Source organism: Pseudomonas sp. JY-Q (genome assembly GCF_001655295.1).
In the GTDB taxonomy this organism is placed as follows: domain Bacteria; phylum Pseudomonadota; class Gammaproteobacteria; order Pseudomonadales; family Pseudomonadaceae; genus Aquipseudomonas; species Aquipseudomonas alloputida.
In genome coordinates this window covers 4,480,846-4,496,264 of the sequence record NZ_CP011525.1, presented here as the reverse complement: position 1 = coordinate 4,496,264, position 15,419 = coordinate 4,480,846, and the positions used below count along the sequence as shown (strand labels likewise).

Here is a 15,419-nt window from a genome sequence, read left to right as displayed (position 1 = left end):
GGGATCCGTTGCTGCGGTAAGGATGGCAGTGTGTGCCGCCATCTTAACCACAGCAAGGGTGTTTGCGGGCGAAGCTGTCAGGTTGTAGTCAGTTGGTGTAATCGAGCATCCAGGTCACACTGAACTCGGCTTTCGGGTAATCCAGCCGCAAGCGCGGCAGGACGAAGCCGCCACAGGAGCGACAGGAGTCGAGCAGTGTGAAGACATCGATACGCTCGACCTCGGTGTGGCGGTGAAGCAGTCTGCGGTTCAGCGCGCTGGCGATGTGTCGTTCGGCATCGAGATGTCGCTTATGGACGCGCGTCCACAGGAAATCTGCGCGCCGCAGGATTGGCAGCTCGGTAAACCGCGGGTCTGGTGGGAAAAACTGGTTAACCTGGCGTGCATCGACGTAGTCCACTGCCGGTGTGAGGCGGGGCGTCGGGATGATATGCAATGCGCGCCGGCCAGGGCTGCCTGACAGGGCGAAGAACACCACGCGGCTATGGTCCTTCAGCGTGACGCTGGCAAAGGCCAGGTTGACTGGGTAGAGGTGCTGACGCAAGGCGGCCATCGCGTTGTCGTCCAGCGACTGTGCACCTGCTGTCGGTGTGTAAGGGTGAGTGGCGCCGCGCGCGGGTAGCAGATCGTCCAGTATGCCTAGCATGTGTTGGCGGTCTGCGGCGCTGGTGCCGTGGAATTGCCTCCAGATCGGGATTATCTCCCGGTTCAATGCTGCGATGCCGCGACTGGCGGGGCCCGCCAAAGCGTCCTGGGCCGCGCTCTGCGTGAGGATGTTGCGCGCGTATTCCGGGAGCAGGCGCGACTCCATGGCTTCGATGAACTGCAGGAATCGCGAGGGGTGGCGGAGTTGCCATGTTCGCCCTTGTTCTATCCAGTCGCGCAGCAATCTGACCACGTTATCGACATCGCGCTGCAGGTTGGGGCGTTCGGCGACGATGCGGTAGGTTTCGCTGATTTCCAGGTACCGCTCGATGGCCTCGTGGTCGGTGATCCTCTCGAACCTGCGACGCAGCCCTCTGGGCGGATGGGGCAGCGAAGCTGGCAGTGCCGGGGCATCCAGCAGCCTTGTCTGCCATGCCCAGGGCTGATGGGGGGCGCCATAAAAAATCCCCAGATCGGCCTCGACGATCAACCACTGCTCACCGCGCCAGTCGATCAATGCGCCGCGCAGGGTGCGGCGGTCGGGGATGGTCCGTGCCAGCCCGCCCAGGCGCACGGGAGGGCAGTAGTCGGTAATCTGCCTGACCTGCTCGATCGGCATGTCCGCAGGCAAGCCAAAGCGTAGTTCAGGCGATGGGTCGACCACGATGCGCCTGTGGTACACGGGAGGCGAGATGACGCCAAGGCGTAACTGGGTTTCTTCGACGGGCAAGGCTTTCAATCGCCTGGGGTGATTAGGGGCGTGTACGACGACCTTGCCCTCGCGCACCATGACCTGCGCCCAGATGTCGAAGCGTGTGTGCTGGGGGCGATAACGAATCGGTACCGGCTCGATCCGCACGGTTTGGAAGGCGTGACTGACGTGTTGTCCGAATACGGGTGTGCCGGCGTCATTGGGCAAGGGCGAGAAGTTCAGGGCCATTTGCGCTTCGCCGCCGGTGTAAGGCGGCGGCACCTCGGTGGGTGGCTGGCCGAGTAGCGGCTCATGCGCAACCCGACGTAGCAGCCCCGAGGTGTTCGGTGTTTGAAGGCGATAGGCGGCGCCATGAATGATTGCATCGACCGTGGCATTGTCGCGGGGGATCAGTGTGGCTGTTTCGGGTAGCTCGCGTGGCACCGGACCATGGCTGTCGGGTATCTGGTCAAGTAGCACGGCATCGGGCGTCTGGCCCGGCAGTACCCTTCGCTGCGTCATGAGTTCCCGGGATTCGGGGGCGACCGTCGTCAGTTCGGGCGCGCTGCGCCAGCGCTTGGGCGGGGTAAGGCGCTCGCTGAAGTCGGGCGTGACGGGGATGCTGCTCCAGCGTCGGGCGGCGCGCGCGGCGTTCAGGCGTGCGGTGTTGGCGCTTTGGCCCAGCACGCCGGGAAGCTTGGCCAATGGTTTGAAGGCCCGTCCACCAAGCGTGACTGCCGCGCCTTTCAGCGCGGCGATGTCCAGGACACAAGCCAGTGCATCGCTGCCAACCTCTGGGTTCAGGCAACTCAAGCCCGGTATCAGGTTGGAAAACAACCGTTGCAAGTAGCGCCCAGTGCTCACGGACTGGCGCCTGGCCAGGAATTGTTCATGCGGGGTAGCGCCTTTGCCCAGTGCATGCAAAGCATCCCGATTGCCCAAGGCGATATCGCTGGCGTAATGCCTGGCCAGTGAGTCGAGGCGATCTTGCGTGGGGGCGATGAGCACTTGTCGCAAGGCGGGAAAGTCGGCAGCGATCCACGGCAGTTGTGATTGGTTGTATTCGCTGTAGAGCAGCGTCAATTGCTCGGCCAGGCGCGTCGGCGCTGTGTGGGCAATGAAGTGCGCTTGCCAGTGCAGCCGTTCGGGGAACAGCTCGTAAAGCCAATCGCCCTCTGTGCCCGGGGCATGTACGACGAAACCCTGGGTGGCCGTCTGCATGTGCCAGTCCGCTCTGGGGCTGGAGCCGTACTCAGGTCGGTTATCGTGGCCCACGTAGATCGGCCAGGTCACGGCATAGGCGGTCCAGGGACCATCACGCAGGCGGTCCTTGATATCTTCCGGCAGGTGGCTCAAGCAGCGGTGCAGGATAGCTTGATAGACGTTGGTGGCACGCTGTTCCCAAGCGCCGAAGGCCACTTCATACCAGGCGGTCACGTCCGGCAGGCGGGGATTGCTTCGGTAGCCTGCGCCATGGTCAAGGTACATCAGCAGGTGCACTTGGCCATCCGCGTTGCGCGACTCGGGCGCTATCCGGCTCTGGAGCAACTGACGACGCGCCTCCTCGAAGCGGTCCGGGAGATCATTGAGGCTTTCAACGTCCCTGACCGCCAGGTAGCGATGCAACGCCAATTGCCATTGCTGGTGCGACCAGGGCGGGGGGAGTTCGAATGATCCGCGCAAGGGGGCCCACACCGCCAGCGTCTTGCGCAGTGCTTCTTCGGGAGCAGGGTCATCCTCGTGCAGGGCCTGGCGCATGACCTGTTCTGCGTTGTCGAAGGTCATCGGTTGCTGGCGGGCGCTGAGTATCAGGGCTCCCTGGCGGATGCTGGCCCAGCGCAGGTCGGGCTCGAAGCTGAAATCGGCCGGGTAGCCACTGAGCAGTAGTTCGGGCGCGAAGCGGCGCATCAGCAGTTCACCGGCCAGTTGCGCAATCGCCGGGGTGCAGGCGAGACGGATTTGCACACTGTTGATCAGGTCAAGGCGGATTTCCTCGACGGGGAGCGTGGCATTGTCCGGGCTGAACAGCTCGAAAGCCATGATCAGCCCCGGCTGGCGGTCATCGGGTGGGTACAACACGTCGATCAAGGTTTGTTCGGCCAAGGCCAAGTGATCGGAGCTGGCATCCCATTCTGCCGAGGCGGCCAGTTCGCCGGCCCATCGGGTGAACATGGACGAATGCAGCACGGCGTCGAGCGCTTGAGCGGCTGGCGCATTCAATGCCGGGCCTGGGAGAAACGCCTTTCCATTTTGATCAGGGGTTATGCCTGCCTCCCGTTCGCGGGCAGTGGGCGGGCGGTAACGCCTGCCTTGTGCATAGACTGTCGCACCGAGGGCGTTGAACAGGTGGACGGCAAGGTGAACACCGGCTGGAGGCTTCAGCAGGTGTCTGGCCAGTGTGGGGAGATCCAGGTAGTTGTCCAGCACCAGTGGACGGGAGGCCGATCGTGGGGGCTGGGGGGGAGTTGGCAAACTGGGGTACAGCAGCAAGGCGGCCGCTACGAAGCAGTCACGCTGGGTCAGGCACACCCGCCGAGCCCAGAGTGCCTGGGCAAGGCTGCAACTGGCATAGGGCCATGGATTGGGCAGGCCTTCGTTCAACCCGGCGATCAGTGAGGCATCGGTTGTCGTGATCACGATATGGGCGAGTTTTGCCTGCAAGGTCGCCACCAGGTTCGCCTCTACTTGGCTGCCGGCGGGGCGTCGCAGGGTGCGGTTGAAGTGCTCACGCGCCGGTTCACGGGCGAAAGCTTCGGTCAGCTGCTGGTGCAGGTCATGATCGCTCAGGTCGACGGGGAACAGGTCTGTGAAGCCCAGTGCCTGGTTGAAATGTTCGCGCAGCGATGTGGCCAGGTCCATTGGACCGGACAGGTCGCTGTGCAGGCGCACGCTTTCGGCGTCCAGGGTGTCTATCTGGGCGAGTAGGTCGGCGGCGTCAGTGATGGATGACATGGCTCTGCCTCTTTGCGGTTGGAGGCACGAGTCTGTGTAGGGTAGGGGCGGGGCAGGTGGTAGTGGGTTGTTACAGCGTTGATTTTAGACGGTGTGAAAACGTGATGACGGGGGTAGCCCGCAGGTCAGCCGTTTTCACACAGTCGGGGATGCGCAGTTATTCCTGGTCAGCGCTGGATTGATCGTCACCATCCTGCTCGGCGGCAGCTGCCGGTTCGGCGTGAACGGTCACGGATGGCTCTTCTGGGTTCAGGCTTGGGAAGGGAAGATTCGGGATTTCATGCATCTCGTCGTTCCTCGCAAGTGTGAGTGAAAAGTCTGCGCCAGGCGCGTTTGTGGCTTCAAAAAGCTGGGGCAGGATACACAAGTCTGGATGACAGTTTGGTTTTTTTCCCGGTCGTTTGTCGGTTTTGCGGGCGAACAGCGCACATATGCCCCATGAAAAAAGGGGCCTCTGGCCCCTTCGTTCTGGTGATTACTTCCGGCCTTCAGCCGTTTCCGCCACCTTGTCAGTGCGTGCGCACATGATGAAGTCGTTGCGGTGCAGGCCTTTGATCGAGTGGCTCCACCAGGTCACGGTGACCTTGCCCCATTCAGTCAGCAGCCCTGGGTGGTGGCCTTCGGCCTCGGCGATTTCGCCCACGGCATTGGTGAACGCCAGGGCGTGCTTGAAGTTCTTGAACAGGAACACGCGCTCCAGCTCCATGTGGCCGTCACGTACTTCGATGTTCCAGTCCGGGATTTCGCGGATCAGCTCAGCCAGCTCTTCGTCGGTGACTTTCGGTGCGTCGGCGCGGCAGGCTTCGCAATGGGCTTGGTTCAAGGCATTCATGAGGTGTTTTCCGGTTCGAGTTGTTATCGGCAAGGTCGCTCAGGCAGCGACCTTGGGTGGAAATTTCGGTGCGTGCAGACCCAGCTGCATGGCTTTATGGACCATGCCCATGATGTCCTCGTGGGCCAGGTCGAACAGGCGCTTCATGTTCGGCAGCACGAAATACACCGGTTGCAGAATGTCGATGCGGTAGGGCGTACGCATGGCCTCGATCGGGTCGAAGGCTTGGTGCTCAGGCTCGTCAGACAGACTGTAGACGGTCTCTTTCGGCGACGAGAGGATGCCGCCACCATAGATTTTGCGGCCTTGCGCGGTTTCCATCAGGCCAAACTCGATGGTCATCCAGTACAAGCGCGCCAGGTACACACGTTGTTCCTTGGTCGCGGCGAGGCCGAGCTTGCCGTAGGTGTGGGTGAACTCGGCGAACCAGGGATTGGTCAGCAGCGGGCAGTGGCCGAAGATCTCGTGGAAGATGTCCGGCTCTTGCAGGTAGTCCAGCTCTTCCGGGGTGCGGATGAAAGTGGCGACCGGAAAGCGCTTGCTGGCCAGCAATTCGAAGAAGGTCTGGAAGGGGATCAGCGCCGGTACCCGGGCAACCTGCCAGCCGGTGGTGGCACCCAGCACCTTGTTGATCTCGCCCAATTGCGGAATGCGGTCATGCGGCAATTTCAGCTGGTCGATGCCGTCCAGGTATTCCTGGCACGCACGGCCTTCGATCACTTTCAGCTGGCGGGTGATCAGGGTGTTCCACACCGCATGCTCTTGCTGCGGGTAATCGATAAAACCATGCGCATCGGGCTCGCGTGCCACGTATTGCGTCTGTTTCATGAGGCTCTCCTGGTGAGGGCTTTTCTTGTTATGTGCAGGACATGCCTAAAGGAATATCCCTTCGCCAGCGGTTTTGCACGGGGGTGGGCCTCGGCCGCGAAGGGTGCTGACGTGGGTTTTCGTAACGATAATTTTACAAAGCTCGGCAAGTGTCGGAAAATTCGAGGCATCTGGTTGATAGAAACCCGGTTTTTGTCAGCTTATCTTTACGACTTTTCCGCGCGGTGTTGAAAAACATCAGCGCTTCGAGAGCCCTCATGCGTATCAAAGTCCATTGCCAGAACCGCATTGGCATCCTGCGCGACATCCTCAACCTGCTGGTGGAGTACGGCATCAACGTGCTGCGCGGTGAGGTTGGCGGTGACCATGGCAACGCCATCTACCTGCACTGCCCGAACCTGATCAACCTGCAATTTCAGGCCCTGCGGCCGAAGTTCGAGGCGATTGCCGGGGTGTTCGGCGTAAAGCGTGTGGGCCTGATGCCCAGCGAACGCCGGCACATGGAGCTGAATGCGTTGCTGGGGGCGCTGGACTTCCCGGTGCTGTCGATCGACATGGGCGGCAGCATCGTTGCGGCCAACCGTGCCGCCGCGCAGTTGCTTGGCGTGCGGGTTGATGAGGTGCCGGGCATGCCGCTGGCGCGCTACGTAGAAGACTTCGATCTACCGGAGCTGGTGCGGGCCAACAAGTCGCGCATCAACGGCTTGCGCATCAAAGTCAAAGGCGATGTGTTCCTGGCCGATATCGCACCGCTGCAGTCCGAGCACGATGACAGCGAGGCGCTGGCCGGCGCGGTGCTTACCCTTCACCGCGCCGACCGAATCGGCGAGCGTATCTACAATGTGCGCAAGCAAGAGCTGCGTGGCTTCGACAGCATCTTCCAGAGCTCGCGGGTGATGGCTGCCGTGGTGCGTGAAGCGCGGCGCATGGCGCCGCTGGATGCACCGTTGCTGATCGAGGGCGAAACCGGTACCGGCAAGGAGTTGCTGGCGCGTGCCTGCCACCTGGCCAGCCCGCGTGGACAGTCGCCGCTGATGGCGCTCAACTGCGCCGGGTTGCCCGAGTCGATGGCCGAGACCGAGCTGTTCGGTTACGGCCCAGGGGCATTCGAAGGGGCACGGGCCGAAGGCAAGCTGGGGCTGCTGGAGTTGACTGCAGGCGGCACGCTGTTCCTTGACGGGGTAGGGGAGATGAGCCCGCGCCTGCAGGTAAAGCTGCTGCGCTTTCTGCAGGACGGCTGCTTCCGTCGGGTAGGTAGCGATGAAGAGGTCTACCTGGATGTGCGGGTGATTTGTGCAACCCAGGTGGATTTGTCCGAGTTGTGTGCCCGTGGCGAGTTTCGCCAGGACCTGTATCACCGGCTCAATGTACTGTCGCTGCACATTCCGCCTTTGCGCGAATGCATGGATGGTCTGGAGGGGTTGGTGCAGCATTTTCTCGATCAGGCCAGTCGACAGATTGGCTGCGCCATGCCGCGCCTGGCACCGGCGGCAATGGACAAACTTGGGCAGTACCACTGGCCAGGTAATGTAAGGCAGTTGGAAAACGTTTTGTTCCAGGCGGTTTCGTTATGTGACGGCGGCGTGGTTAAAAGCGAGCATATCCGCTTGCCGGATTATGGCGTGCGGCAACCGTTGGGTGAGTTTTCGCTGGAAGGGGATCTTTCGCAGATAGTAGGGCGCTTTGAAAAGGCGGTGCTGGAAAGTTTGATAGGTGAGTTTCCCAGTAGTCGGGCCTTGGGCAAAAGACTGGGTGTTTCGCATACCACGATTGCCAACAAGTTGAGGGATTATTCGTTGGGCAAATCGACTGATTAAATGGCTGTAAGTTAATAGCCTGTTAATCAGGTGGTGAATGCTTCGCGGGTGAACCCGCTCCTACAGGTACCGCGCCGCATTCATGGTGTGCGAGGTACCCGTAGGAGCGGGTTCACCCGCGAAGGGGCCCGCAGGGCCCCCGATTCCAAGGTATCAGCCGTTAGAGCAGCCGTTCCCCATCACGCGGTATTCGAGAATGTGCTTCTGGCCCTGGGAGTCCTCGTAGGTCATGCGGGCGGGCACGACTTCGCACACATTGGGCACTTCGCTCATGGAAATGACGCGAGCAATGTCCAGGTGCTGCGAGTAACTGTACTGTTCAACCGGAATCTGCTCGGCATCTTTGGCTTCGCCGGCCATTGCCGCGCCGCAAAGACTGCCAAGTACCAATACCAGTAAAGCTTTCATTTTCTATTTACCTGTCTAAGGTCGTGAGGGGGCACGCGGCGCTTATGGCGCCGCGAGTACAGCGAGTGTTAACTATCGGGATTAGAGGGGGATTAACGTTTGCCTTCGTGGGGGCTGTTACCAGTTGTTAATCGCCTTGCCGTTGCTGGCGAGGTGAATTTTATGGCGGTGGCCAATGCTGAAACAGTGGGTGTTTTGATAAAGTGTTTTGACAGAATCTGTAACAATCCTGTGGCAAACCCCTCGTTTTTTCGTCGGCAAGGCTGTAATGCCCGCGCCAGAGCGTTTTGCCGGAACGGGTGTACCAAATTACTACCAACGTCGAATGGCTTTTGTCGCTCTGGTACAGTTACAAACGGTTCCATACAAAAACAACTATTACACCGAGGTAACACAGATGAGTGCGGCTCCACTGTATCCCGTTCGTCCCGAGGTTGCGGCCACTACCCTGACCGACGAGGCCACCTACAAGGCCATGTACCAGCAATCGGTGATCAACCCGGACGGCTTCTGGCGCGAGCAGGCCCAGCGTATCGACTGGATCAAGCCGTTCACCAAGGTCAAGCAGACCTCCTTCGACGACCACCATGTCGATATCAAATGGTTCGCCGACGGCACTCTGAACGTTTCCTCCAACTGCCTGGACCGCCACCTTGAAGAGCGCGGTGACCAGTTGGCCATCATCTGGGAAGGTGACGACCCTTCCGAGCACCGCAACATCACTTACCGCGAGTTGCACGAGCAGGTCTGCAAGTTCGCCAACGCCCTGCGTGGCCAGGATGTGCACCGCGGTGACGTGGTCACCATCTATATGCCGATGATCCCCGAAGCGGTGGTCGCCATGCTGGCCTGTGCACGCATTGGTGCGATTCACTCGGTGGTGTTCGGCGGCTTCTCGCCCGAGGCGCTGGCTGGCCGTATCATCGACTGCAAGTCCAAGGTGGTGATCACGGCCGACGAAGGCGTGCGTGGTGGCCGCCGCACACCGCTCAAGGCCAACGTCGACCTGGCGCTGACCAACCCTGAAACCAGCAGCGTGCAGAAAATCATCGTGTGCAAGCGCACCGGTGGCGACATTGCCTGGCACCAGCACCGCGACATCTGGTACGAAGACCTGATGAAAGTCGCCTCCAGCCACTGCGCACCCAAAGAAATGGGCGCTGAAGAGGCGCTGTTCATCCTTTATACCTCCGGCTCCACCGGCAAGCCGAAGGGTGTGCTGCACACCACAGGCGGTTACCTGGTTTACGCCGCGCTGACCCATGAACGCGTGTTCGATTACCGTCCGGGCGAGGTGTACTGGTGCACCGCCGACGTCGGTTGGGTCACAGGCCACAGCTATATCGTCTACGGTCCGCTGGCCAACGGCGCCACCACCTTGCTGTTCGAAGGCGTACCGAACTACCCGGACATTACCCGCGTATCGAAGATCGTCGACAAGCACAAGGTCAACATCCTCTACACAGCGCCAACTGCCATTCGCGCCATGATGGCCGAAGGGCAGGCAGCTGTTGAGGGCGCCGACGGTTCCAGCCTGCGTCTGCTGGGGTCGGTGGGTGAGCCAATCAATCCTGAGGCCTGGAACTGGTATTACAAGACCGTCGGCAAGGAGCGTTGCCCGATCGTCGACACCTGGTGGCAGACCGAGACCGGCGGCATCCTGATCAGCCCGCTGCCTGGCGCCACCGGCCTCAAGCCGGGTTCGGCAACCCGTCCGTTCTTCGGTGTGGTGCCTGCCCTGGTCGATAACCTGGGCAACCTGATCGACGGTGCTGCCGAAGGCAACCTGGTAATCCTCGATTCCTGGCCGGGTCAGTCGCGTTCGCTGTACGGCGACCATGACCGCTTCGTCGACACCTACTTCAAGACCTTCCGTGGCATGTACTTCACCGGCGACGGTGCGCGCCGCGACGAGGACGGCTACTACTGGATCACCGGCCGTGTGGATGACGTGCTCAACGTGTCCGGCCACCGCATGGGTACTGCCGAGATCGAAAGCGCCATGGTTGCGCATTCGAAGGTTGCCGAGGCCGCAGTGGTTGGCGTGCCGCATGACATCAAAGGGCAGGGTATTTATGTGTATGTCACCCTCAATGCCGGCATCGAGGCCAGCGAGCAATTGCGCCTGGAGCTGAAGAACTGGGTACGCAAGGAGATTGGTCCGATTGCCTCGCCGGATGTGATCCAGTGGGCGCCTGGGCTGCCGAAGACCCGCTCGGGCAAGATCATGCGCCGCATCCTGCGCAAGATTGCCACCGGTGAATACGACGCCCTGGGCGATATCTCGACCTTGGCCGACCCAGGTGTGGTGCAGCACCTGATCGATACCCACAAGGCGATGAACCTGGCTTCGGCCTAATTCCCTCCCCGGCAATACCCCCTGTAGGAGCGGGCTTGCCCGCGAATGCGTCAGTTCAGGCTAAGCTGTCTCCTGACCTCATGCATTCGCGGGCAAGCCCGCTCTTGCATTGTTACCCGACAATCATCGGTTACTGTTCTGTCACCGGCCCCGCACAGGTTCGGGGCGCCAGGAAACAATTCCGGCCCGTTTCGGTGCATCGGGGTCAGCATTTTGTGCATCAAGGCACGCTGCACTTGCCGTCGTACAAGGGTTTGCCAATAATAGGCCCAGGAATTGCTAGGTCTATAGGTTCTATTTCTTGCGCCATTGCATATTCTGCACTGGCTGTCAACATCGCCCGCGGCGGTTTCAAGCGCTTCTATAAGTAGTTGTCGCTTTGAAGAAATATCGACTACCGGGCTGTCGTTAAAATGCCACTCACTCGCTCGTGGTATGCGGCCTTGGTCGAACCCTGCGCGGCTCGCGTTGTACTCATTCGCATATCGGGCAGCCGTTACCTGCCTTGTATTGCCCCGTACCGATGGAGTTACCTGATGAAGAAGCTCGCACTGCTTGGCGCCCTGGCGCTGTCTGTGTTTTCCCTGGTGTCGCAGGCTGCTGAAAAACCGCTGAAAATCGGCATCGAAGCGGCCTACCCACCCTTCGCCTTCAAGCAACCTGACGGCAGCATTGCCGGCTTTGACTACGATATCGGCAACGCGCTGTGCGAAGAGATGAAAACCAAGTGTACCTGGGTCGAGCAGGAGTTCGACGGCCTGATCCCGGCGCTGAAAGTGCGCAAGATCGACGCCATCCTGTCGTCCATGTCGATCACCGATGACCGCAAGAAGTCGGTCGACTTCACCAAGCGCTACTACCTGACTCCGGCGCGCCTGGTCATGAAGGACGGCACCACCGTCAGCGACAGCCTGGACGAACTGAAAGGCAAGAAGATCGGTGTGCAGCGCGGCTCCATTCACGACCGCTTCGCCAAGGAAGTGCTGGGCGCCAAAGGTGCCACCGTGGTGCCTTACGGCACCCAGAACGAAATCTACCTGGACGTCGCAGCTGGCCGCCTCGACGGCACCGTGGCTGATGCCACCCTGCTGGAAGACGGCTTCCTCAAGACTGACGCCGGCAAGGGCTTCGCGTTCGTAGGCCCGGCCTTCACCGACGCCAAGTACTTCGGTGACGGTATCGGTATTGCCGTACGCAAGGGTGACAAGGCCAATGTCGACCGCATCAACGCGGCGATCGACGCCATCCGTGCCAACGGCAAGTACAAAGAAATCGAAAGCAAGTACTTCAATTTCGACATCTACGGTCCAGACTCGAAGTAAGACGTCGGGTTTCACCTGTGCAATGGTGCAAACAGCAGAGGCTCTGAGGTTTGCACCATTTTTCATTCTCTAGGTCGAGGACCTCATCATGTTGAAAGGCTACGGGGCAGTCATCCTCGACGGGGCGTGGCTGACGCTACAGCTCGCCCTGTCGTCGATGGCCCTGGCCATCGTGCTCGGCCTGATCGGTGTGGCGCTGCGTTTGTCGCCAGTGCGCTGGCTGGCCTGGCTGGGCGATCTGTATTCCACGGTGATCCGTGGTATTCCGGACCTGGTCCTGATCCTGCTGATCTTCTACGGCGGGCAAGACATCATCAACCGGGTGGCGCCGCTGCTCGGCTATGAAGACTATATCGATCTGAATCCGCTGATTGCGGGTATCGGTACCCTGGGCTTCATCTTTGGCGCCTACCTCTCGGAAACCTTCCGCGGTGCCTTCCTGGGCATTCCCAAAGGCCAGGCCGAGGCGGGCGTGGCGTATGGCATGAGCCCTCGCCAAGTGTTCTTCCGCATCCAGGTGCCGCAAATGATTCGCCTGGCCATTCCGGGCTTCACCAACAACTGGCTGGTGCTGACCAAGGCCACTGCGCTGATTTCGGTCGTCGGCCTGCAGGACATGATGTTCAAGGCCAAGCAGGCGGCTGACGCCACCCGCGAACCCTTCACCTTCTTCCTGGCAGTGGCGGCGCTGTACCTGGTGCTGACCAGTGTTTCGCTGCTGGCCCTGAAGTATCTGGAGCGCCGCTACTCGGTGGGCGTCAAGGTGGCTGAACTATGATCTTCGACTACAACGTCGTCTGGGAAGCGCTGCCGATGTACTTCGGCGGTTTGCTGACCACCCTGAAACTGCTGGCGATTTCGCTTTTCTTCGGCCTGTTGGCAGCCATTCCGCTGGGCCTGATGCGGGTATCCAGGCAGCCGGTGGTCAACCTTGCTGCATGGCTGTACACCTACGTCATCCGTGGCACGCCGATGCTGGTGCAGCTGTTCCTGATCTACTACGGCCTGGCCCAGTTCGAGGCGGTGCGCGAGAGTATCTTCTGGCCGCTGCTGTCCAGCGCCACCTTCTGCGCCTGCCTGGCGTTCGGCATCAATACCAGTGCCTACACGGCCGAAATCATTGCCGGCAGCCTCAAGGCGACGCCGCATGGCGAGATCGAAGCTGCCAAGGCCATGGGGATGTCGCGCATGAAAATGTACCGCCGCATCCTGCTGCCTTCGGCACTGCGTCGGGCACTGCCGCAGTACAGCAATGAAGTGATCATGATGCTGCAGACCACCAGCCTGGCGTCGATCGTCACCCTGATCGACATCACCGGTGCTGCGCGCACGGTCAATGCCCAGTACTACCTGCCTTTCGAGGCCTATATCACGGCGGGCGTGTTCTACCTGTGCCTGACCTTCATCCTGGTGCGCCTGTTCAAGATGGCCGAACGCCGCTGGCTCGGCTACCTGGCGCCGCGCAAGCACTGACCGCTTTGTGAGAATCGACAGCATGTACAAACTCGAAGTCCAAGACCTGCACAAGCGCTACGGCAGCCACGAAGTGCTCAAGGGCGTGTCACTGGCGGCCAAGGCCGGCGACGTCATCAGCATCATCGGCTCCAGCGGTTCGGGCAAGTCGACCTTCCTGCGCTGCATCAACCTGCTGGAGCAGCCGCACGCCGGCAAGATCCTGCTCAACAACGAAGAGCTGAAGCTGGTGGCCGGCAAGGATGGTGCGTTGAAGGCCGCCGACCCGCGTCAATTGCAGCGTATGCGCTCACGCCTGTCGATGGTGTTCCAGCACTTCAACCTGTGGTCGCACATGACAGCGCTTGAGAACATCATCGAAGCGCCAGTGCACGTGCTGGGCGTGAACAAGAAGGAAGCCCTGGAAAAGGCCGAGCACTACCTGGCCAAGGTGGGGGTTGCCCATCGCAAGGATGCCTTCCCCGGGCATATGTCGGGGGGTGAGCAACAACGTGTGGCAATTGCCCGGGCATTGGCCATGGAGCCGGAGGTCATGCTGTTCGACGAGCCGACCTCGGCGCTCGACCCTGAGCTGGTGGGTGATGTGCTGAAGGTGATGCAGGCGCTGGCCCAGGAAGGTCGGACCATGGTGGTGGTGACCCACGAAATGGGCTTTGCCCGCGAGGTGTCCAACCAGCTGGTGTTTCTGCACAAAGGCCTGGTGGAAGAAACCGGCTGCCCGCGTGAAGTGCTGGCCAATCCGCAGTCGGAGCGCCTGCAGCAGTTCCTCTCCGGCAGCCTGAAGTAAAAGCTGCATTTTTGCACCAGAATAGGGCATGCTGCGCGGCGAGCGCAGCCTGACCCGGCGCACAGACTCGAACGACCTCAGGTTTCGGACCGTACCCTATGACCACCCAGCGAATCGGTTTTCTCATCTGGCCCAGCACCAGGCCTTTGACCCTGGCGTTGGCCGAGGAAGTGTTGCTGGTGGCGCAGCGTGTGCATCCGGATGTGGTCTACGAGTTGGTCTTCCTGCAGGCCGAGCCTGCGCAGGAAGGCGCCTGGCGGCTGCCGGGCGAGCCGTGGACCGGCCGCCTGGAGGGCTGCCACAAGCTCTTTCTGCTGGCCGACGAGCCGCCTGCGGCGATGGGGGCTGCCTTTTCAGCGGCGCTCAAGCAACTGGCGCGCAGTGGTTGCCTGATCGGTGGCTTGTCGGCCGGTGTGTATCCGCTGGCCATGCTGGGCCTGCTCGATGGGTACCGGGCAGCCGTGCACTGGCGCTGGCAGGATGACTTTGCCGAACGCTTCCCCAAGGTGATTGCCACCAGCCACCTGTTCGACTGGGATCGCGACCGACTGACCGCCTGCGGCGGTATGGCCGTGACCGACCTGCTGCTGGCGGTGCTGGCGCGCGATCACGGGGCGGAGCTGGCCGGGGCGGTATCGGAAGAGCTGGTGGTAGAACGCATCCGCGAGGGTGGCGAGCGCCAGCGTATTCCGCTGCAGAACCGCCTGGGCTCGAGTCACCCCAAGCTGACTCAGGCCGTGTTGCTGATGGAAGCCAACATCGAAGAGCCGCTGACCACCGACGAAATCGCCCAGCATGTGTGCGTGTCACGTCGGCAGTTGGAGCGTATCTTCAAGCAGTACCTGAACCGTGTGCCCAGCCAGTACTACCTGGAGTTGCGGTTGAACAAGGCGCGGCAGATGCTGATGCAGACCAGCAAGTCGATCATCCAGATCGGGCTGTCCTGTGGCTTCTCCTCGGGGCCGCATTTTTCCAGTGCCTACCGTAACTTCTTTGGTGCAACGCCGCGGGAAGACCGGAACCAGCGTCGCAGCAGCAGCCCGTTCGAATTGAGCTCGGCGCCGGCTGAAAAGGGCTGAGATTTCGGTTGGGTTCGGGGTGTATGCCTTGGGGTTGGTGTTGGGGCGCAAATCGAGCGCCGCCCACGCGGCGCTTCGCGGGTAAACCCGCTCCTACGTTTGTTTCGGGCCAGTTATGCCTGTGGCATTTGCGCGCGAACGCCTTGGCGCACACCTCGATATCCCGTCGAACAAACAAGGCGGTCGCGCGCGCCAGGCACAGGAGGGACTGGCCCGAAACAAACGT

12 protein-coding genes are annotated in these 15,419 nt (G+C 61.0%); 7 read left to right on the top strand and 5 right to left on the bottom strand.

Annotated elements, in window-relative coordinates; all coding sequences use genetic code 11:
* Nucleotides 1–88: 88 nt before the first annotated feature.
* The 4 genes from AA098_RS20265 to phhA form a co-directional block, all read right to left on the bottom strand.
* Nucleotides 89–4,288, bottom strand: coding sequence for a deaminase domain-containing protein (locus tag AA098_RS20265; protein WP_064614953.1), 4,200 nt, complete (start codon nt 4,286–4,288; stop codon nt 89–91).
* Nucleotides 4,289–4,445: 157 nt separating this feature from the next.
* Nucleotides 4,446–4,574 (bottom strand): hypothetical protein, encoded by a 129-nt coding sequence (locus AA098_RS29905; protein WP_003254533.1) that lies wholly within the window; start codon nt 4,572–4,574, stop codon nt 4,446–4,448.
* 189 nt (nt 4,575–4,763) lie between these two features.
* Complete coding sequence (locus AA098_RS20260) at nt 4,764–5,120, bottom strand: 4a-hydroxytetrahydrobiopterin dehydratase (protein WP_003254532.1); 357 nt, start codon at nt 5,118–5,120, stop codon at nt 4,764–4,766.
* A gap of 39 nt (nt 5,121–5,159) precedes the next feature.
* On the bottom strand, nt 5,160–5,948 hold the full coding sequence (gene phhA, locus AA098_RS20255; RefSeq protein ID WP_003254528.1) for a phenylalanine 4-monooxygenase: 789 nt from the start codon (nt 5,946–5,948) through the stop codon (nt 5,160–5,162).
* 257 nt (nt 5,949–6,205) lie between these two features.
* Here phhA and AA098_RS20250 point away from each other — a divergent pair, with 257 nt between their 5' ends.
* The gene (locus AA098_RS20250) at nt 6,206–7,765 is read left to right on the top strand and encodes a sigma-54-dependent phenylalanine hydroxylase transcriptional regulator PhhR (RefSeq protein WP_003254527.1); all 1,560 of its coding nucleotides are present in this window, start codon (nt 6,206–6,208) and stop codon (nt 7,763–7,765) included.
* Nucleotides 7,766–7,918: 153 nt separating this feature from the next.
* Here the strand turns inward: AA098_RS20250 and AA098_RS20245 are convergent, their stop codons facing one another.
* Complete coding sequence (locus AA098_RS20245) at nt 7,919–8,173, bottom strand: DUF2790 domain-containing protein (RefSeq protein ID WP_003254526.1); 255 nt, start codon at nt 8,171–8,173, stop codon at nt 7,919–7,921.
* Between the two features lie 397 nt (nt 8,174–8,570).
* On the opposite strand from AA098_RS20245, the gene acs reads away from it, so the two are divergent.
* The 6 genes from acs (at nt 8,571) to argR (ending at nt 15,193) form a co-directional block, all read left to right on the top strand.
* Complete coding sequence (gene acs, locus AA098_RS20240; RefSeq protein WP_003254525.1) at nt 8,571–10,532, top strand: acetate--CoA ligase; 1,962 nt, start codon at nt 8,571–8,573, stop codon at nt 10,530–10,532.
* 536 nt (nt 10,533–11,068) lie between these two features.
* On the top strand, nt 11,069–11,854 hold the full coding sequence (locus AA098_RS20235; RefSeq protein ID WP_003254524.1) for an ABC transporter substrate-binding protein: 786 nt from the start codon (nt 11,069–11,071) through the stop codon (nt 11,852–11,854).
* An 88-nt stretch (nt 11,855–11,942) separates the two neighbouring features.
* A complete protein-coding gene (locus tag AA098_RS20230) occupies nt 11,943–12,632 on the top strand; it encodes an ABC transporter permease (RefSeq protein WP_003254523.1) in 690 nt (229 codons plus the stop codon).
* Nucleotides 12,629–13,327 (top strand): ABC transporter permease, encoded by a 699-nt coding sequence (locus tag AA098_RS20225; protein ID WP_003254520.1) that lies wholly within the window; start codon nt 12,629–12,631, stop codon nt 13,325–13,327. The genes AA098_RS20230 and AA098_RS20225 overlap by 4 nt, the downstream gene beginning before the upstream one ends.
* A gap of 22 nt (nt 13,328–13,349) precedes the next feature.
* Nucleotides 13,350–14,114, top strand: a complete 765-nt coding sequence (locus tag AA098_RS20220) for an ABC transporter ATP-binding protein (protein ID WP_003254518.1) — start codon at nt 13,350–13,352, stop codon at nt 14,112–14,114.
* A 98-nt stretch (nt 14,115–14,212) separates the two neighbouring features.
* A complete protein-coding gene (gene argR, locus AA098_RS20215) occupies nt 14,213–15,193 on the top strand; it encodes a transcriptional regulator ArgR (RefSeq protein WP_004576734.1) in 981 nt (326 codons plus the stop codon).
* Nucleotides 15,194–15,419: the final 226 nt, after the last annotated feature.